17 protein-coding genes are annotated in these 19,049 nt (G+C 58.5%); 4 read left to right on the top strand and 13 right to left on the bottom strand.

The features are described 5' to 3' along the window. Positions 1–67 precede the first annotated feature (67 nt). The 3 genes from gntT to gntX form a co-directional block, all read right to left on the bottom strand. A complete protein-coding gene (gene gntT, locus ACQUTI_RS19300; RefSeq protein WP_002920542.1) occupies positions 68–1,384 on the bottom strand; it encodes a gluconate transporter in 1,317 nt (438 codons plus the stop codon). 336 nt (positions 1,385–1,720) lie between these two features. Beyond that, the gene (gene nfuA / locus ACQUTI_RS19295) at positions 1,721–2,296 is read right to left on the bottom strand and encodes a Fe-S biogenesis protein NfuA (RefSeq protein ID WP_004202143.1); all 576 of its coding nucleotides are present in this window, start codon (positions 2,294–2,296) and stop codon (positions 1,721–1,723) included. Between the two features lie 58 nt (positions 2,297–2,354). Beyond that, on the bottom strand, positions 2,355–3,029 hold the full coding sequence (gene gntX / locus ACQUTI_RS19290; RefSeq protein ID WP_114508486.1) for a DNA utilization protein GntX: 675 nt from the start codon (positions 3,027–3,029) through the stop codon (positions 2,355–2,357). Positions 3,030–3,068: 39 nt separating this feature from the next. Here gntX and bioH point away from each other — a divergent pair, with 39 nt between their 5' ends. Next, the gene (bioH, locus tag ACQUTI_RS19285) at positions 3,069–3,842 is read left to right on the top strand and encodes a pimeloyl-ACP methyl ester esterase BioH (RefSeq protein ID WP_017899964.1); all 774 of its coding nucleotides are present in this window, start codon (positions 3,069–3,071) and stop codon (positions 3,840–3,842) included. 120 nt (positions 3,843–3,962) lie between these two features. Then, positions 3,963–4,232, top strand: a complete 270-nt coding sequence (locus tag ACQUTI_RS19280; RefSeq protein ID WP_004202149.1) for a YdgH/BhsA/McbA-like domain containing protein — start codon at positions 3,963–3,965, stop codon at positions 4,230–4,232. Positions 4,233–4,319: 87 nt separating this feature from the next. On the opposite strand, the gene feoC is transcribed toward ACQUTI_RS19280, so the two are convergent. The 5 genes from feoC to greB all read right to left on the bottom strand — a co-directional run bounded on the left by feoC (position 4,320) and on the right by greB (position 10,460). Continuing rightward, positions 4,320–4,559 (bottom strand): [Fe-S]-dependent transcriptional repressor FeoC, encoded by a 240-nt coding sequence (feoC, locus tag ACQUTI_RS19275; RefSeq protein WP_004202151.1) that lies wholly within the window; start codon positions 4,557–4,559, stop codon positions 4,320–4,322. Positions 4,560–4,568: 9 nt separating this feature from the next. Beyond that, positions 4,569–6,887 carry a Fe(2+) transporter permease subunit FeoB gene (feoB, locus tag ACQUTI_RS19270; RefSeq protein ID WP_023319253.1) on the bottom strand — a complete coding sequence of 773 codons (2,319 nt, stop codon included), beginning with the start codon at positions 6,885–6,887 and terminating at the stop codon, positions 4,569–4,571. Between the two features lie 28 nt (positions 6,888–6,915). Beyond that, positions 6,916–7,143, bottom strand: a complete 228-nt coding sequence (gene feoA, locus ACQUTI_RS19265) for a ferrous iron transporter A (RefSeq protein ID WP_004202154.1) — start codon at positions 7,141–7,143, stop codon at positions 6,916–6,918. Positions 7,144–7,555: 412 nt separating this feature from the next. Beyond that, complete coding sequence (locus tag ACQUTI_RS19260) at positions 7,556–9,886, bottom strand: Tex family protein (protein ID WP_043522596.1); 2,331 nt, start codon at positions 9,884–9,886, stop codon at positions 7,556–7,558. Positions 9,887–9,986: 100 nt separating this feature from the next. Further along, positions 9,987–10,460, bottom strand: coding sequence for a transcription elongation factor GreB (greB, locus tag ACQUTI_RS19255; RefSeq protein ID WP_002920503.1), 474 nt, complete (start codon positions 10,458–10,460; stop codon positions 9,987–9,989). A gap of 227 nt (positions 10,461–10,687) precedes the next feature. Between greB and ompR the strand changes: the two genes are divergently transcribed. Both ompR and envZ read left to right on the top strand, forming a co-directional pair. Further along, on the top strand, positions 10,688–11,407 hold the full coding sequence (ompR, locus tag ACQUTI_RS19250) for a two-component system response regulator OmpR (protein ID WP_001157751.1): 720 nt from the start codon (positions 10,688–10,690) through the stop codon (positions 11,405–11,407). Further along, complete coding sequence (gene envZ, locus ACQUTI_RS19245; protein ID WP_004202158.1) at positions 11,404–12,759, top strand: two-component system sensor histidine kinase EnvZ; 1,356 nt, start codon at positions 11,404–11,406, stop codon at positions 12,757–12,759. Before ompR ends, envZ begins: the two co-directional genes overlap by 4 nt. Positions 12,760–12,836: 77 nt before the next feature. Here the strand turns inward: envZ and pckA are convergent, their stop codons facing one another. The 5 genes from pckA to ACQUTI_RS19220 form a co-directional block, all read right to left on the bottom strand. Beyond that, complete coding sequence (pckA, locus tag ACQUTI_RS19240) at positions 12,837–14,459, bottom strand: phosphoenolpyruvate carboxykinase (ATP) (RefSeq protein ID WP_004202159.1); 1,623 nt, start codon at positions 14,457–14,459, stop codon at positions 12,837–12,839. A gap of 359 nt (positions 14,460–14,818) precedes the next feature. Further along, entirely contained in the window at positions 14,819–15,703 is an 885-nt protein-coding gene (gene hslO, locus ACQUTI_RS19235; protein WP_017899960.1) for an Hsp33 family molecular chaperone HslO, read from the bottom strand. A gap of 18 nt (positions 15,704–15,721) precedes the next feature. Next, entirely contained in the window at positions 15,722–16,123 is a 402-nt protein-coding gene (hslR, locus tag ACQUTI_RS19230; RefSeq protein ID WP_017899959.1) for a ribosome-associated heat shock protein Hsp15, read from the bottom strand. After that, on the bottom strand, positions 16,120–16,803 hold the full coding sequence (gene yrfG, locus ACQUTI_RS19225; protein ID WP_004202162.1) for a GMP/IMP nucleotidase: 684 nt from the start codon (positions 16,801–16,803) through the stop codon (positions 16,120–16,122). The genes hslR and yrfG overlap by 4 nt, the downstream gene beginning before the upstream one ends. A gap of 60 nt (positions 16,804–16,863) precedes the next feature. Continuing rightward, positions 16,864–18,993, bottom strand: coding sequence for an intracellular growth attenuator family protein (locus ACQUTI_RS19220; RefSeq protein ID WP_122542162.1), 2,130 nt, complete (start codon positions 18,991–18,993; stop codon positions 16,864–16,866). Between the last annotated feature and the right edge of the window lie 56 nt (positions 18,994–19,049).

Genomic DNA, 19,049 nt, shown 5'->3' with positions numbered 1-19,049 from the left:
AGCATGTCCGATAAAAAAGGCCGGCCCGCTTCACGCGGACCGGCCTTTTTCTGTGGCGGGAGTGACCTTACACCACCATCCCCAGCAGCAGACAGCCCACCAGGCCGCAGACTGAGATAATGGTTTCCAGCACCGACCAGGACTTGATGGTCTCGCCGATGGTCAGGTTAAAGTACTCTTTGAACAGCCAGAAGCCCGGATCGTTGACGTGGGAGAAGATAACGCTGCCGGAGCCAACGGCGATAACCATCAGCTCCGGGCTGACGCCGGTGGTGGCGATCAGCGGCGCGGCGATCCCGCCCGCGGTGATGGCGGCCACGGTCGCCGAACCCAGCGCGATACGCAGCACCGCGGCGATAGACCACGCCATAAACAGCGGAGACATGTTCGATTCGTGCATGATAGAGGCGATGTATTTATCCATGCCGCTATCCACCAGCACCTGCTTGAAGGCGCCGCCGCCGCCGATGATCAACAGCATCATGGCGATGATTTTGATCGAAGAGGTCAGGGTATCGTTGATCTGCTCCATGGAGCGGCCGCGGTTCAAACCGAAGGTGAACAGGGCAATCAGTACCGCAATCAGGGTGGCCATCACCGGGTCGCCGAAGAACTCGGCAATTGGCAGGAAGGCGTGGCCTTTCGGCAGGATCATCTCAGCCACGGCGCGCATCGCCATCAGGATCACCGGAACCAGCGAGGTCCAGACGCTGACGCCAAAGCCTGGCATCTCTTCTTCAGTGAACACTTTCGGGTTATGCAGGCCTTCCGGGATCGGCTTATCTATCCCTTTCAGGAAGCGCGCAAATACCGGTCCCGCCAGGATAACCGTCGGGATAGCCAGAATGGTGCCGTAGAGCAGCGTTTTGCCCATATCGGCATGGAAGATGGTGGCGATCGCGGTCGGACCCGGATGCGGCGGCAGGAAGCCGTGGGTGACGGAGAGCGCGGCTGCCATCGGTACGCCGACGTACAGCAGCGGAATACGGGCCGAGGCGGCGATGGTGAACACCAGCGGCAGCATCAGCACGAAGCCCACTTCATAGAACAGGGCGAAGCCAACGGTGAAGCCGGTCAGGACCACCGCCCACTGAATATGCTTCTTACCGAACTTATTGATAAGCGTGGTGGCGATACGCTGGGCGCCGCCGCAGTCTGCCAGCAGCTTACCGAGCATAGCGCCGAAGCCCATGATCAGCGCGAGGCTGCCAAGGGTGCCGCCAACGCCGTTTTTGATGGAGACGATCACTTTATCCAGTGGCATACCCTGCATTAATCCGACGGCGAGCGCCACCAGAACCAGCGCAATGAAGCCGTTCATTTTGAAACGGATCATTAACAGCAACAACAGGGCAACCCCGATAGCAACGATGACTAATGGCATGATTTACCTGGCCTTAATTTGTTATGGGTAACGTCAAAGTTTGAACCTGTAGAGCATCCGCTCCGTCAGGGAGCAAAATAGTCTGGCACCGTAAACGCTTGCATTATCCTTACCCAGAGAAAGGATAGCTGGCTATTTTTTTGCCGGTGGTGCCTGAAGTGGATGATACGGGTAACATGTGAGGGTTGAGAATCACCTGACCGGGGAAAATGTTAAATATGAGACTTAAGTCATACTCTTTCCCCGGTTTTTGCCGGTCGTTTAGTGGGAGATGTTGCGCGGTAACACAGAAAGGAGCAAGGAGAGCCGGCGACAGGGTGCCGCCGGAGGAAAGGCTTAGTAGTAGGAGTGCTCGCCGCGCTGGTGCTCGGTCAGATCGCGAACCCCTTTCAGCTCCGGAAACTCGTTCAGCAGCTGTTTTTCAATACCTTCTTTCAGGGTTACGTCGACCATCGAGCAGCCATTGCATCCGCCGCCGAACTGCAGGATAGCCAGACCGTCGTCGGTGATCTCCATCAGCGACACGCGACCGCCGTGGCCGGCCAGCTGCGGGTTAATCTGCGACTGCAGCAGGTACTCGACGCGCTCCATCAGCGGGGCATCGTCAGCGACTTTGCGCATTTTGGCGTTCGGCGCTTTCAGGGTCAGCTGCGAGCCAAGCTGGTCGGTGACGAAATCAATTTCAGCGTCTTCCAGATAGGGCGCGCTGAGCTCATCGACATAGGCGGTCAGCTGTTCAAATTTCAGCGCCGTGTCGGTGTCTTCCACCGCATCCGGTGGGCAGTAGGATACGCCGCACTCAGCGTTTGGGGTGCCGGGATTAATCACAAATACGCGAATTTGCGTCCCTTCTTCCTGATTTGCCAGCAGTTTGGCAAAGTGCGCTTGTGCAGCATCGGAAATACGGATCATAGCGTTGGCCTAATAGTTGACTATTTTACTGGGTTATAATACGCCCATCAGCGGGGGTCTACAAGGTACGGCATATACACCATACCTGAACCGTCGCGGCGCCGTTTCGCAAAAGCAGGCGGGATAACTCGGCGACGGTGCTGCCGGTCGTGACGACATCATCCACCAGAGCGATATGGAGTCCCTGGACGGCAAATTCAAGCTGAAAGGCATTTTTCAGGTTCTGCCTGCGCAGGCGGGCATTGAGCGAATGCTGCACGGCGCCCGCTCGCTGGCGCGTCAGGCCGTCGCGACGCCAGACGCACCCACGCCAGCGGGCCAACGGTCGGCACAGCTCATGGCACTGATTATAACCCCGGCGCCAGCGGCGGCGATGCCACAGCGGCACGCCGACCAGCGCGTCTACCGGCGGCAAATCGTCGCGCTGTTTAAGGCGCAGCAGCAGCAGGCGCGCCAGGGCGGGGCCCAGTTCCGGACGATGGTGAAACTTCAGCTGCTGCACTAGACCGCTCAGCGGCGGGCGATAGTCATTGACCGCCACCAGCCGATGCCAGGGCGGCGGCTTTTGCAGGCAGCGGCCGCAGGGGTGACGGGATGCCGCCGCCGGCAGGCCGCACTGCGGGCAGAGCGGGGGGCAGGCGAGCAGGGCGCGGCTGCAGCGAGAGCAGATCCCCCAGCGGGCGACCGCCAGCGGCATTTGGCATAGCCAGCATAAGCTGTGTGCTGTTAGCATATTTGGCCTTCTGTCCAGTAAAAAAGAGAACGGTAACGGATGAACGACATCTGGTGGCAAACAATCGGCGAAGGTGATTGTCATCTTGTGCTGCTGCACGGTTGGGGACTGAACGCTCAGGTCTGGGATTGCATCACGCCGCAGCTGGCTTCGCATTTTACCCTTCACCTGGTGGACCTGCCTGGCTATGGCCGTAGCGGCGGGTTTGGGGCGATGTCACTGGAGGCGATGGCGCAGCGGGTGCTGGAGCAGGCTCCGCCTCAGGCGGTGTGGCTGGGCTGGAGCCTGGGCGGGCTGGTGGCCAGCCAGGTCGCGATTATGCGTCCGCAACGGGTGCAGGCGCTGGTAACGGTTGCCTCTTCCCCCTGTTTCGCGGCTCATGAGGACTGGCCCGGCATCAAGCCGGAGGTGCTGGCTGGATTTCAGCAGCAGCTGAGCGAGGATTTCCAGCGCACCGTCGAGCGGTTCCTCGCACTGCAAACCATGGGCACGGAGAGCGCCCGTCAGGATGCGCGGGCGTTAAAGCAGGCGGTGCTCTCGCTGCCGATGCCTTCCGCTGAGGCGCTGAACGGCGGTCTGGAGATCCTCAGAACCGTCGATCTGCGCCAGGCGCTGGTCGGGCTGCCGATGCCGTTTCTGCGGCTGTACGGTCGACTGGACGGGTTGGTGCCGCGCAAGATTGTCCCGCTGCTGGATAAGCTATGGCCGGAAAGCGAGTCAATTCTCTTTGACAAGGCAGCGCATGCGCCGTTTGTTTCCCATCCCGCGGCCTTTTGCGAGCCGCTGATGGCGCTGAAAAAACGGCTGGAGTAATTTTTTTTGCCGCGCCATGGTAAAAGGGCCATTCACAGCAATACTTAGGTTGTTACGGTGGTTGATTATTTCATTCCGCCACCGTGACCTACAATAACAACCTAATGGAGAGTAGAGGCTATGAAACTTGTTACAGGAATGGTTGCATCTCTGGTGATTGGCTGTCTGTCTTTTGGCGCATTCGCAGCGAAAGAGATCCAAAAAGAGGACGTGGCGAAGATGAATCTGACCAAGGTCGGCAGCATCACGACCTCAAGGACGACCTCGCCGATGGACGCCCGACGCGATCTGTCGAAAAAAGCTGATGAGCTGGGTGGAAAATACTTTGTGGTGATTGCCGGGCAGAAAAACGAAAAAACCGTTCACGCTAACGCTGACGTGTATAAATAATCCAGTCATAAAAAACGGGCCTGTTGGCCCGTTTTTCTCTGCTGTCACACTCGTTTTACCCCATGGCGCTGGCTGGCCTTACTCCCTTCATCGCAGCGCCCACCACTCCTGCTGGCACGCCGCTTTCCCTTCAGGACAGCTTTTACAGCTGCCGGAGAGGCAGCCCTCGCTCGTTTCGCTGATCCGTACCACCTTGCCCATGGCTTCCATGCGTTCGAGCATGGCGTCAATCAGCGGCTGAGGCGTCCGCAGGCGGGCGCTGAGCTGTTTCGCCTCCATGCGGCCCTGCAGGGCCAGCATATCGCGGACTTCCATTAACGACGCCACCGCTCCTCCTTAGTGGCAATCGCCAGCCGGGCTGGAACAGCAGGAGGTCGGCGTTTTACGGGTGGCCAGCAGCGAGACGTCAACCCGGCTGCGCGCCCGACGCAGCAGACCGAAGAGCACCACGTTGAACAATACCACCGCCAGGATACACGCTAGGCTGTAGCGCGGATGGTCGCTAAAGCTGACGGTCTGGTAGTAGAGCGTCGAGAGCGAATAGGCGATATTCAGTCCCCACAGAATGGAGAAGGTCATCCAGCCGCGGCTCGATTCGCGGGCGATGGCGCCCATCACCGAGATGCAGGGGATGTAGAGCAGAACGAAGATCAGGTAGCTGTAAGCCGCCGCGGCGCTGCCAAATTTACTGCCCATCACGCCCATCGCGCCGGTGGCCATTTCGCCATCGCCTTTGCTGGCTTCGATGGGGTTGGCCAGGACGCTGAGGCTGAAGGTGTCTTTCAGTCCCTGCCATGTCTCGTCGACGGCCGCCAGCAGTTCTTCGCCGAGGCTGAAGGTCTGCGGATTGAACTCCTCGTTCTGGATATCTTCGGCGGTATAGAGGGTGTTCAGCGTACCGACCACCACCTCCTTCGCCATCGCGCCGGTAAACAGGCCCACGGTGGCCTGCCAGTTATCTTCATGTACGCCGATCGGTTTAAACACCGGAGTAATGACCCGGCTCACCGAGGCCAGCGCGGAGTCGTTGATGTTGTCGACGACCTTACCGCTCAGCGAGAAGCTGTTCAGCGCGCTGAGGAAGATGCTGACAATGACGATCACCTTCCCGGCGCGCAGCACAAAGCCTTTCAGGCGCTGCCAGGTCTGGATAATCAGGCTCTTGATATGCGGGACGTGGTACACCGGCAGCTCCATCACGAACGGCGAGGCTTCGCCGCGCATAATGGTGTGCTTCAGCATCAGGCCGGTGAGAATGGCCATCACAATGCCCAGCACGTAGAGCGAGAAGACCGCCAGCGCGCCGTTCTGACCAAAGAACGCGGCCGCGAAAACGGCGAAGATCGCCAGCCGCGCGCCGCAGGACATAAACGGCGCCATCATAATGGTCATCAGACGTTCGCGCGGGGCGTCGAGGGTGCGGGCGCCCATCACCGACGGCACGTTACAGCCGAAACCGACAATCAACGGGACAAAGGATTTTCCCGGCAGGCCGAGGGCTTGCATCAGGCGGTCCATGACAAAGGCGGCGCGCGCCATGTAGCCGGAGTCCTCAAGGAAAGAGAGGAACAGATACATCATGCCGATCTGCGGCACCAGCGGCAGCACGGTGTTGATACCGCCGCCGATCCCCTGGGCGAGGAACACGGTCAGCCAGTCCGGGAAGTGCAGGGTGTAGCCCAGCCATTGAATACCGTGAATAAAGACCGCGACCGAGCCGGCGTCAAAAATCGGCTGCAGCGCGCCGCCGATGTTGATCGCCAGCAGGAACATCAGATACATGACAAAGAGAAAAATCGGCAACCCGAGGAAGCGGTTGAGGATCACCTTGTCCATCGCCGCGGTAAAGCGGCTTGGCTCGGCGGTCAGGGTGTTACTGACGGCGTCGCAAATGGCGGCGATGGTCTGATAGCGCGCGTCAGCGATATGCAGCGCCGGGTCGTCGATCTCGTCGCTAAGATTCGCCAGGGCGATATCCAGTTTATCGGCGGCGTCGCCGGCATAGGCCCGGCTGTAGATGTCGCCCTCCAGCATCTGCAGACCGAGCCAGCGCCGTTGCTTGACCGGGATCTGCGCTGACATCTGCTGCGCCAGCAGGTCAGCTTCGCGCAGCAGCGGCTGCGGATAATGGACCAGCTCAATATCGCTGTTCGCCTGATGACGGTCGAGGGCAATCTTCAGCGCTTCGATCCCGCGTCCGCGGGTCGAAACCAGCGGAATGACCGGGCAGCCGAGGCGCGCGGCGAGGGCATCGATATCGATACGCACCTGCTGCTTTTCGGCAATATCCAGCATGTTCAGCGCCACGACGCAGGGGATCCCCAGCTCAAGCAGCTGCAGCGTCAAATAGAGGTTTCGCTCGAGGTTGGAGGCGTCGACCACGTTAATCAGCATGTCGGCCTCGCCGCTGAGGATGTAGTGGCAGGCGATCTGCTCGTCCAGCGAGGTCTGCGAAGAGATGGTGGTCAGAGAGTAGGTCCCGGGGAGGTCAACCAGCGTGACCTGGTGGTCAGTGGTGGCGAACACGCCCTCTTTACGCTCAACGGTGACCCCGGCCCAGTTGCCCACGCGCTGGCGGGCGCCGGTCAGTTGATTAAATAAAGTGGTCTTGCCGGAATTAGGATTACCAATTAAACCAACGGTTAATTTTTTCATATTTCAGACTCTTGTGCCGGGCCAGCCGTTATTGTGCAACCGCTTCCAGTTCGATTAAGGCGAGATCTTTTTTGCGTAATACCAAACTGACGCGTCGGGTTTCAATATGAACAGGATCGCCGAGCGGCGCCACGCGCACCACATGAAAAGAGGATCCGGGCAGCATGCCGAGGGAGAGCAATTTCTGACGGTATGCTGGGCTAATATCGCGGGAGAATCCAATGATTTTCCACGCACTATCAGGTGTGAATTGCATAGGGCCTACTTGTCTATCGCTAACCGAAGATGAATTGACCGGGCGTCGGGATGTCACCGCGCCGGATACCATAGCCAACGAAAAAAGAAAAAATCATTCTGAAAGTGATGATAATGAGAATGGTTTTTATCATCAATACATATGATGCGATCAACGCTATTTTTAAAGCGGAAATCACTTTTTTATTGATGTGCCGCAAAATCTGTCTGTGATCGAAAATGCACGAAATATTATTTCAGCGATCTAATGTTTAATTAAGGTTTCTTAAGTTAACGAAATGAAAATATTAATTTCGCTGTCTTCAGGCGTGGAATAAAAACAGGTTATCAGAAACAACTGAACCTGTTTTGCGCGTGATGGCGATGGCCTGGTCATGAAAAGAAAACTGCCCCTGAAAAGGGGCAGGGTGGGATTAGCGTTTTTTACCCATCGCCGCCGCGAGGGCATCCATCATCGCGCTGTTGCCGGCAGGCTGCGCGTCGCGACCGCGAGGTTTGGCGGCTTTCGCGGCCGGGCGGTTGCCCTGCGGGCGATCCTGACCGCCGCCGCGGCGGGCGTTGCTGTCGCCCGGCTGCTCGTCGAGACGCATGGTCAGGGCGATACGCTTACGCGGCAGATCGACTTCCATGACCTTGACCTTCACGATGTCGCCCGCTTTCACCACGGTGTGCGGATCTTCAACAAACTTGTCAGAAAGCGACGAAATGTGGACCAGTCCGTCCTGATGGACGCCGATATCGACAAATGCGCCGAAGTTGGTGACGTTGGTGACGGCCCCTTCCAGAATCATCCCCGGCAGCAGATCGTTCATGGTCTCTACGCCGTCTGCGAACTTCGCTGTCTTAAACTCCGGACGCGGGTCGCGGCCCGGTTTTTCCAGCTCTTTGATGATGTCGGTCACGGTCGGTACGCCGAACTTCTCATCGGTGAAATCCACGGCCTTCAGGTGGCGCAGCGCACTGCTATTGCCCATCAGATCTTTCAGCGCCTGCTGGGTAGCGGCCAGAATGCGTTCGACCACCGGGTAGGCTTCCGGGTGAACGGTGGAGGCATCCAGCGGGTTGTCGCCGTGGTTGATACGCAGGAAGCCGGCGCACTGTTCAAAGGCTTTCGGCCCCAGGCGGCTGACCTTCAGCAGCTGCTGGCGGTTCTGGAACTGGCCGTTCTCGTCGCGCCAGGCGACGATGTTCTGCGCCATCATGCGGGTCAGGCCGGCCACGCGGGTCAGCAGCGGCACGGAGGCGGTGTTCAGGTCAACGCCAACGGCGTTCACGCAGTCTTCCACCACCGCGTCCAGCTTACGCGCCAGCTGGGTCTGGCTGACATCGTGCTGATACTGGCCGACGCCAATGGATTTCGGGTCGATTTTCACCAGCTCGGCCAGGGGATCCTGCAGACGGCGGGCAATGGAGACCGCGCCGCGCAGCGACACGTCGAGGTCAGGGAACTCCTGCGCCGCCAGCTCGGAGGCGGAGTAAACGGAAGCCCCGGCTTCGCTGACGATCACCTTCTGGGCGGTGACCTTCGGGAACTGTTTCTGCACGTCGAGGAAGAAACGCTCGGTTTCACGCGAGGCGGTGCCGTTGCCGATCGCCACCAGCTCGACGTTGTGCTTCTCGCACAGCGCCGCCACGACAACCGCCGCTTTAGCCGCCTGGCCGGTGTGGGGGTAGATGGTATCGGTGGCCACCAGTTTGCCGGTACCGTCAACCACGGCCACTTTCACCCCGGTGCGCAGGCCCGGGTCAAGGCCCATGGTAGCGCGCAGCCCGGCGGGCGCAGCCATCAGCAGGTCGTGCAGGTTGCGGGCGAAGACGTTAATAGCTTCGTCTTCGGCGCGCTCGCGCACGGTACCCATCAGCTCGGTTTCGAGATGCATCAGGACTTTGATCCGCCAGGTCCAACTGACGACGCCTTTACGCCAGCTGTCCGCCGGGGCGTTATTCAGGCGCAGGCCCAGATGGTCGATAATAATCTGCTCGCAGTGGCTCTCTTTCGGCGGCTCGTCAAACTGCGGGTCAGCGTTTAAAGAGAGCTGCAGGACGCCTTCGTTGCGACCGCGGAACATCGCCAGCGCGCGATGCGACGGCACGGTGGCGATCGGTTCATGGTGATCGAAGTAGTCGCGGAATTTGGCGCCTTCCTCTTCTTTGCCGCTGACGACGGTGGAGACCAGGTGGGCGTTTTTCCACAGATAGTCACGGACCTTCGCCAGCAGCGCGGCGTCTTCGGCAAAACGCTCCATCAGGATATAGCGCGCGCCATCCAGCGCCGCTTTGCTGTCGGCCACGCCTTTATCGGCATCAATATATTTTGCGGCTTCCGTTTCCGGATCGTGGGACGGTTCGTTCCACAGCAGGTCAGCCAGCGGCTCCAGCCCCGCTTCGATAGCGATTTGCCCGCGGGTGCGGCGCTTCGGTTTATACGGCAGGTAGAGATCTTCCAGTTCAGTTTTGCTGAGCGTGGTGTTGATGGCTTTTTCCAGCGCGTCGGTCAGTTTGCCCTGTTCAGCGATGGATTTGAGGATCGCCTGACGACGGTCTTCCAGTTCGCGCAGATAGCCGAGGCGGGTTTCCAGATTACGCAGCTGCGTGTCATCCAGACCGCCGGTGACTTCTTTACGATAACGTGCAATAAACGGCACGGTGTTCCCTTCATCAAGCAGGCGAACGGCAGCTTCTACCTGTTCGGCTCTGGCCTGAAGTTCACCCGCAATAATGCGGCAGAGCGAATCATTCATCATGGCTTTTAATTCATCTTTAGGGTCAAAAATCAGGGACTAGTTATACGGACTGACGGCTGAAAATGCCAGTCGCGCCGGGCGTCTCTCGGAAAGTTCTTGTCTATTTAACGTATTCGATCTCGTTGACATACCAGCTGGCTTCGCCCGCCGGCGTGTTGACGATGGCCAGATCGCCAACCTCTTTTTTTAACAGTGCGCGCGCCATCGGCGAGTCGATGGAGATATAGTCTTTGCGGCCAAAAATTTCATCGTAACCGACGATGCGAAAGCGCTTGATATCGCCTTCATCGTTTTCAATCTCTACCCAGGCGCCGAAGAAGACTTTGCCCTCCTGCTGTGGGGAGTAATCGACGATCTTTAACTGTTCCAGACATTTGGTCAGATAGCGGACCCGGCGATCGATCTCGCGCAGGCGCTTTTTGTTGTACTGGTAATCCGCGTTCTCGCTGCGGTCGCCGAGGCTGGCGGCCCAGGTCACCTTTTTGGTCACTTCCGGGCGCTCCTGGCGCCACAGGTAGTCCATCTCCTGCTTCAGTTTTTCATATCCCTCGCGGGTGATCAGCGGCGTTTTCATCGTGAGTTCAACCTTCTGACAGTCTGTCGTTGCGCACAATTTGTAGCGCGTAATAATACCGACAGGATAAATACTGTGTCTTATGATTAAATGTATACTTAACCTGCTGTTAAATATGCTTTGTAACAATTTAGCCTGGAATATATACCAGATTTAGCTGGTGAGCGCGCCGGGCTTTTTTGAGAATACGCACTGACTATTGCAGTGAACCTTTGGGAGTACAAACAATGCAAGAGAATTATAAGATTCTGGTTGTGGATGACGACATGCGCCTGCGTGCGCTGCTCGAACGTTATCTGACCGAGCAGGGCTTCCAGGTTCGTAGCGTGGCGAACGCCGAACAGATGGATCGTCTGTTAACCCGCGAATCCTTCCACCTGATGGTGCTGGATCTGATGCTGCCTGGGGAAGATGGTCTCTCGATTTGCCGCCGTCTGCGCAGCCAGAGCAACCCGATGCCGATCATTATGGTGACGGCGAAAGGCGAAGAGGTTGATCGTATCGTGGGCCTGGAGATCGGGGCCGACGACTACATTCCGAAGCCGTTCAACCCGCGTGAACTGCTGGCCCGCATCCGGGCGGTGCTGCGCCGTCAGGCGAACGAGCTGCCGGGCGCGCCGTCGCAGGAAGAGGCGGTTATCGCCTTTGGTAAATTCAAACTGAACCTGGGCACCCGCGAGATGTTCCGTGAAGACGAGCCGATGCCGTTGACCAGCGGCGAGTTTGCGGTCCTGAAGGCGCTGGTAAGCCATCCTCGTGAGCCGCTGTCGCGCGATAAGTTAATGAACCTCGCTCGCGGCCGCGAATACTCTGCGATGGAGCGTTCCATCGACGTACAGATCTCCCGCCTGCGCCGCATGGTGGAAGAGGACCCGGCGCATCCGCGCTATATCCAGACCGTCTGGGGTCTGGGCTACGTCTTCGTCCCGGACGGTTCTAAGGCATGAAACGCGTGCGCTTTTCGCCGCGCAGCTCCTTTGCTCGCACGCTGCTCCTGATCGTCACCTTGCTGTTCGTCAGCCTGGTGACGACCTATCTGGTAGTACTGAATTTCGCGATCCTGCCAAGTCTCCAGCAGTTTAATAAAGTATTGGCCTACGAAGTGCGTATGCTGATGACTGATAAGCTGCAGCTGGAGGATGGCACCCAGCTGGTGGTGCCCCCGGCGTTTCGCCGTGAAATTTATCGCGAGCTGGGGATTTCGCTCTATTCCAATGAAGCGGCGGAAGACGCAGGCCTGCGCTGGGCGCAGCATTATGAATTCTTGAGCCAGCAGATGGCTCATCAGCTTGGCGGCCCCACTGAGGTGCGGGTGGAGGTCAATAAAAGCTCCCCCGTGGTGTGGCTGAAGACCTGGCTGTCGCCCAATATTTGGGTGCGGGTGCCGCTGACCGAGATCCATCAGGGCGACTTCTCGCCGCTGTTCCGCTATACCCTGGCGATCATGCTGCTGGCGATAGGCGGCGCCTGGCTGTTTATCCGTATTCAGAACCGCCCGCTGGTGGATCTGGAGCATGCGGCGCTGCAGGTCGGGCGCGGCATTATTCCGCCGCCGCTGCGCGAGTATGGCGCCTCCGAAGTGCGTTCGGTGACGCGCGCCTTCAACCACATGGCCGCGGGCGTGAAGCAGCTGGCCGACGACCGTACGCTGCTGATGGCCGGGGTCAGCCATGATTTACGGACTCCGCTGACCCGCATTCGTCTGGCCACCGAGATGATGGGCGAGCAGGACGGCTATCTCGCGGAGTCGATCAATAAAGATATCGAAGAGTGCAACGCCATCATCGAGCAGTTTATCGACTATCTGCGCACCGGGCAGGAGATGCCGATGGAGCTGGCGGATCTGAATGCGGTGCTGGGGGAAGTAATCGCTGCGGAGAGCGGCTATGAGCGGGAGATCGCCACCGCCCTGCAGGCCGGCGAAATTCCGGTACGCATGCATCCTCTGTCTATCAAGCGCGCGCTGGCGAATATGGTGGTCAACGCGGCCCGCTATGGCAATGGCTGGATCAAGGTCAGCAGCGGCAGCGAAGCGAGCCGGGCCTGGTTCCAGGTAGAAGATGACGGACCTGGGATTAAACCTGAGCAGCGAGAGCACCTGTTTCAGCCGTTTGTACGCGGCGACAGCGCCCGCAGCACCAGCGGCACCGGGCTGGGGTTGGCGATTGTTCAGCGTATTATCGATAATCACAACGGGCGGCTGGAGATTGGCTCCAGCGAACGCGGTGGGTTATTGATCCGCGCCTGGCTGCCGGTGCACCGGGTACTGGCGCCGATGAAACCGGCCAAAGAGAGCTGATCGCGCCCGCGGTTGGTTGGTCAGAACGTTGCACAATAAAAAGCCGGGCAAGCCCGGCTTTTTCATCTTTGCGCCCGTTAGCGCTGCGGCCCTGCCGCCACCAGCGCGGCGCCCGCTGGCGTATCGGTATACTTCTCAAAGTTCTCAATAAACAGCTTCGCCAGCTGATCGGCTTTTTCCTGCCACTGCTCCGGGGAACCATAGGTGCTGCGCGGATCGAGGATCTGGGGATCCACGCCCGGGAGGGCCGTCGGGATCTGCAGGTTAAACATCGGCAGGGTAAAGGTCTCCGCGTTGTCCAGCGAGCCATTGAGGATGGCGTCGATGATGGCGCGGGTATCTTTAATCGAGATGCGCTTGCCGGTGCCGTTCCAGCCGGTATTGACCAGATAAGCCTGCGCGCCGGCCGCCTGCATGCGTTTGACCAGCACTTCGGCGTACTGTGTCGGGTGCAACGACAGGAAGGCGGCGCCGAAGCAGGCGGAAAAAGTTGGCGTGGGTTCGGTCACGCCGCGCTCGGTGCCGGCCAGTTTGGCGGTAAACCCGGACAGGAAATGGTACTGCGTCTGATCGGCGGTCAGGCGGGAGACCGGCGGCAGTACGCCGAACGCATCGGCCGTCAGGAAGATCACTTTGGTGGCGTGGCCCGCTTTGGAGACCGGTTTGACGATATTATCGATATGGTCGATGGGGTAGGAGACGCGGGTGTTTTCGGTCTTTGAGCCGTCATCGAAATCGATTGTCCCGTCGGCGCGCACCACCACGTTTTCCAGCAGGGCGTTGCGGCGAATGGCGTGATAGATATCCGGCTCGGCCGCTTCAGAGAGCTTGATGGTCTTGGCGTAGCAGCCCCCTTCGAAGTTAAACACCCCGTCGTCATCCCAGCCATGTTCGTCATCGCCAATCAGGCGGCGTTTCGGGTCGGTGGAGAGGGTGGTTTTGCCGGTGCCTGAGAGGCCGAAGAAAATGGCGACATCGCCTTTCTCGCCCACGTTGGCAGAACAGTGCATGGAGGCGATGCCCTTCAGCGGCAGCAGGTAGTTCATGATCGAGAACATCCCTTTCTTCATCTCGCCGCCGTACCAGGTGCCGCCGATCAACTGAATGCGCTCGGTGAGGTTGAAAGCGATGAAGTTTTCCGAGTTCAGGCCCTGCTCTTTCCACTGCGGGTTGGTGCACTTCGCGCCGTTCATCACGATGAAGTCGGGCGTGAATTCCGCCAGCTCTTCGTCGCTCGGGCGGATGAACATGTTTTTAACGAAGTGCGCCTGCCAGGCCACTTCGGTAATGAAACGTACGCTGAGACGGGTATCGGCGTTAGCGCCGCAGAAGGCGTCGACGATAAACAGGCGTTTACCGGACAGCTGCTGTGTTACCAGCCCTTTCAGATGCTGCCAGGTTTCCTGCGAAAGCGGCTTGTTGTCGTTTTTACCCTTGCCTTTATCGGACCACCAGACGGTATCGCGGGTGGTGTCGTCGCGCACGAGGTACTTATCTTTCGGAGAACGACCGGTAAAAATGCCCGTGTCGACGGCGATAGCACCGAGACTGGTTAATACGCCACGTTCGTAGCCTTCCAGGTTGGGGTCGAGCTCTTCCTGAAACAACATGTCGTAGCTGGGATTGTGGACGATATCCTGAACGTCATTGATACCATAAGCCTTGAGATCCTGCGGGGTTAAACCATGATTAACGCGCATGTCACTGCTCCTTAGCCAAGATGTACTGCTGTAAATTGTAGGGTTTATTACCGGGTATTGACCGCGACCAGGCTCATAGATTTACGTATCTCGACATTCTTCAGAATGACGAAAAAAACGGTGACTCCTGTCACGAAGTGAAGTGGATTATCTCAGGAAATGGCTGGATGGTGGGGTTAGATGTTTCTCAATGGTTAAAAAGTAATTAAAAAAACTACTGAAATGTGAATGTAATCGCTTTCCTGGAATAAAATTACGTAACTCTTTCAGCGAAAATCGATTCAACTCGTGAATAAATAAAAGTCAGACACCGGGCGACAAACCACATCGCCGCCCGGTGCCTGCAAAAGAGGTGAGGATTAATGGACCTGCGGATCGGCCGGAGAGGCGTTATTACGGATCTCGGCGATGTCCATGGCGTTGAAGATATAGTGGTTACCGCAGTAGTCGCAGTGCATATCAATCTCGCCTTCGTCGGCAAGGATGCTATCTATCTCTTCGTCCGGCAGGGTTTTCAGCGCGCCGGCGCAGCGTTCGCGGGAGCAGGTGCACTTGAACTCCACGCTCTGCGGATCGTAGACCGTGACTTCTTCTTCATGGTACAGACGCCACAGCACATCGTTCGCCGGCAGGGTGAACAGCTCTTCCGCCTTGATGGTCTCGGTGAGCGTCGCCAGGTGCTCAAAGTCGGCAGTCTGGGCATCCTGCGCCGGCATCACCTGCAGCAGCATCCCGCCCGCCATCGGCTGACCTTCATGTTCGCCGGTGCGGATAATAAGGCGCGTCGGCAGCTGCTCTGAACGCTGGAAGTAATCTTCCAGGCAGGCGGCCAGCGTATCGCCTTCCAGACCGACCACGCCCTGATAACGCTCACCCTCTTCCGGGGAGATGGTGATGACCAGATAGCCGTTGCCGACCATCGCTTTCAGATCCGCATCGTCCGCAATCTCGCCCTGCACGCGCGCGACGCCGCGCAGCTGCTGCTGGTTATTGCCATTGATGACCGCCAGCTGTAAAGGCCCATCGCCCTGCAGCTGCACGGTGATGTCGCCGGCAAATTTCAGCGTCGCAGTCAGCAGACTGGTGGCGACCAGCAGCTCCGCCAGCACCGTTTTCACCGGCTGGGGATAAGTGTGATTCGCCAGAATCTGTTCCAGGGTTTCCGACACCGTCACCAGCTCACCGCGCACGGCATAGTTTTCAAACAGATAACGATGTAATTGATCGTGTTGAGTCATAATCATCTCTCTTTCTGGCGCGAGTTACTCACTCTCGCCGTGTTTAAATCTCATCAGGTCGCGGCGCTCTTTCTTGTCCGGACGTCTGTCAGGGTGCGGCATGGTCAGGGCGTTCATTTTGCGCGCCAGGGCCATTTTTTCACGCTTCTCGATACTCTCAGCCGTCTCTTCATACAGGGTGACGGCTTCGCTTGCCGGGCGGCGCTGTTCGGTGATACCGACGATGCGCACCGTCCGCTCGTCGTTGCCCTGACGCAGCGTTAGCATGGCGTCCAGTTCGACGATTTTCCCGGGCTTGCTGCGTTGTCCGTTGTAATGCACCTTGCCGCCTTCAATCATCTCTCGCGCCAGCGCGCGGGTCTTGTAAAAGCGGGCGGCCCAAAGCCATTTGTCCAGTCTGACGGTTTCGGTAGGCTTCTCTTTCATCGCCTCTCCTTCGGGGTAAGCGAAGGGATCAGTCGTCGGTAATCATTCAGCCCCGGATGGCGCAGATACTGCTTTTCCGCCAGCCCGGAGTCGGGATTGGTAATGCCCAGGCAGTAACGAATGCCAAACTCCCTCGCGGCATCCAGAATTGCCTCGCTGTCGTCGACAAACAGCGTTTTATGCGCCTCAAGGCCGGTTTCCTCCGCCACGGCGCGCCACAGACGCTGATCCTCTTTCGGATAACCAAATGTGTGGGTGGAAAGTAATAAATCAAGGTGCGCATCCAGGCCGGTGTGTTTGAGTTTCACCGCCAGATTGTGGGGATGGGCATTGGTCAACAGAATACGTCGCTTACCGCTGGCCTTGAGCGCATCAAGGAACGGCACGGTATCCTCACGCAGCGTGGCGCGCGGACCCTGTTCGCTGGTCATCGCACAAATATCCAAACCCAGGCGCTCGCTCCAGTAATCCAGACAGTACCAGTTTAGCGTATGCTGCACGGCGTGATACTCCTGGTGCATGGCCTCTTTCGCCTGTTGCAGATTGAGGCCGCGGGCGGCCCCCCAGGTTTCCGGCACCAGCGTTTGCCAGAAATAGTTGTCGAAAGCCAGATCCAGGAGCGTGCCGTCCATATCCAGCAGAACGGTATCGACCTCCTGCCAGGCGATATCAAAATGCATGATGACTCTCCAGCGAGCGGGAAATGGGCGACAGGGTATCACACCCTGTCGCCGGGAAAATTAATCTTGCGGGTCAGACGAGGGGAGCAGCACCGGGTTCAGGCAGCTTTCGTAATATTTCTGAATCTCTTCCATACGCTGGCGATGGCGTTGATAACGACGCAGCGCCTGCACCCCGTGGTAAGCCATGCATCCCACCATCGACAGCAGCAGCAGGGTGATGCCCAGATAGCGCCACAGGCCGCTGCGGTCAGGAATGCGGTGCAGGTTGATATGCTGAGTGCCGTTGGCGTCAGTAAACAGATTGGTGACTATCCCTTCGGCATGGAAGGGGGTATGCATCAGCATACCGGCCAGCCGCCGCAGTTCCCCCCACTGCTCATGCGCCGGGTAATCATACAGACTCACCGCCGGCCACGGCTGATTGACCAGCACGCTGCCCTCGTCGCTGGCGATGAGGAAGCCGCCCGGGGCCGGGCTGTTGAGCGCCTGCGCCGCCCGCGAGGTTTCACGCATGACAAAGGGGGCGGTTGAGGTGGTCACCAGATTCTCCAGCGACTCGGCGCTGACTGGCCGCAGCAGCACGTTCACGCCATCCAGTTTCCCGGCGGACGCACGCTTAGTTAACGTCTCCCAGTTACGGGTATTGCCGAGATTAACCAGCGCATTCTTCAGCCGCAGGCAATCATCGGCAGCGGAACAGAGATCGTTGGTTTTCTGAACGATATCGCCGAAATCATCCAGTAGCACCATGCCAGATTTCTGAATGGCGGAGCGCAGCGCCGGGCTGACGCGGGAGTCGTCGTCGGTTTCCGGGTGCAGCTGACGCTGGACGGACTGCATCAGAGCGGTCGCTTTGCTGACAATGTCAGACTCCGGCAGCGGCAGAGGAGGGGCATCGTTCCACACAATCTGCGAACAATCGAAAGGCAGGAACGGCGAATCCTCTTTGGCCGTCCAGCTGCCCGGCGTGCGGATGTTGCACATCCCGGTGCCGGTCAGGCGCAACGTATCGCCAATGCGCACATGGGCCTTTTCCAGCTGGCTGACGGTCGTGGCTTCAATGGTCTGCGCCCCCTTCAGCCACGACAGGGTGAACTTAAACGGCATATTCAGCGGTACGCTGGCCCATAGCATGATTACCATCACCAGGGAGCCGGCGGCGATAATCGCGCTGCGCAGCCAGTACTGCAGCGGGAAGTTTTTCACTTCATCATGAAGCGACAAGTAGCGTCCCTGACGGGCTACATGGCGGTTGAGATAGATATCAATATCGGTCTGCTGTCCGAGGTCCTGGGCGATCCAGGGCTGCCAGTGGCGCGGATAGATGAGATCGATAATGCCCAGCGAGATATTATTGATATGCTCCTGATCGTTTTCGCCAAACAGCCCCCAGCGCTTAGGGACGCCGCGCAGGCAATGGATTTCGCGCAGCGAGGCGCGGCGCGGCGGGGCATAGACCCCCAATAGGCCGGCGGCGAGCAGCAGCAAACCGGCAGCCACCAGCCATGGGGTAAAGACGGCAGGCCCAATCAGACTGAAATAAAAGAACAGGAAAGAGGCGACGATCAGGATCGCTTCGCGCAGACCATCCGGGCGGTTCAGGGCGTGTTCTTCCGGGCTTTCCCGACGGATCTGCCGCAACTCTACCTGTTCGCTCTCTTCGCCGCGAATTGAGGCCTGGGTGGCCGAGGCGCGTTCCAGCGCGTAGCTTTGCGCTTCCTGACGATAGTCGCTCAGGGTATGGCCGTTAAGGGTGATAACCAGCGGCAGGCTGTCGGTGGGGATCAGCTCGACGCTGTTTTCATCGTTGATATGCTGTTCCCAGAACGGCGGCAGATGTACCTCCACCGAATCGAGAAAATAGCGCCATTTATTCGGCGCGTCGGTAGTGATCCCGTAGCGGGTGATGGCTCGCGTCACCCCATAGACGGTATCGCTCTGTTCGTTTAGCGCCAGAGCGACGGGCGCGCTGGTGGCGCCGGACGCGGGAACCTGCTGGGCGCGGCTCAGTTCGGCAAGATACTTTTCGATGGCCTGGCGCTCATCGGCCGCGATCGGCCGCGTGGTGGCATCGCTAAAGGCGTGCAGTAGAGGGAGCCGGCGGCGTCTGGCGTGCGTGCGATACCACCATCCAATGAGCAATACGCAGATTAGCAGAGCTGTAAGGAATATCAGAAAGGTGCCCATGCCCATCCCATCATAGTTATATTTTTCTTACGAAATCGTCGGTGAACGTGAAGACT

Source organism: Klebsiella sp. 7-CIP_Kleb. (assembly GCF_050378655.1).
Classification (GTDB): domain Bacteria; phylum Pseudomonadota; class Gammaproteobacteria; order Enterobacterales; family Enterobacteriaceae; genus Klebsiella; species Klebsiella quasipneumoniae.
Note: the sequence above shows the minus strand (reverse complement) of the source record. Positions and strands in the feature narration are given on the sequence as shown.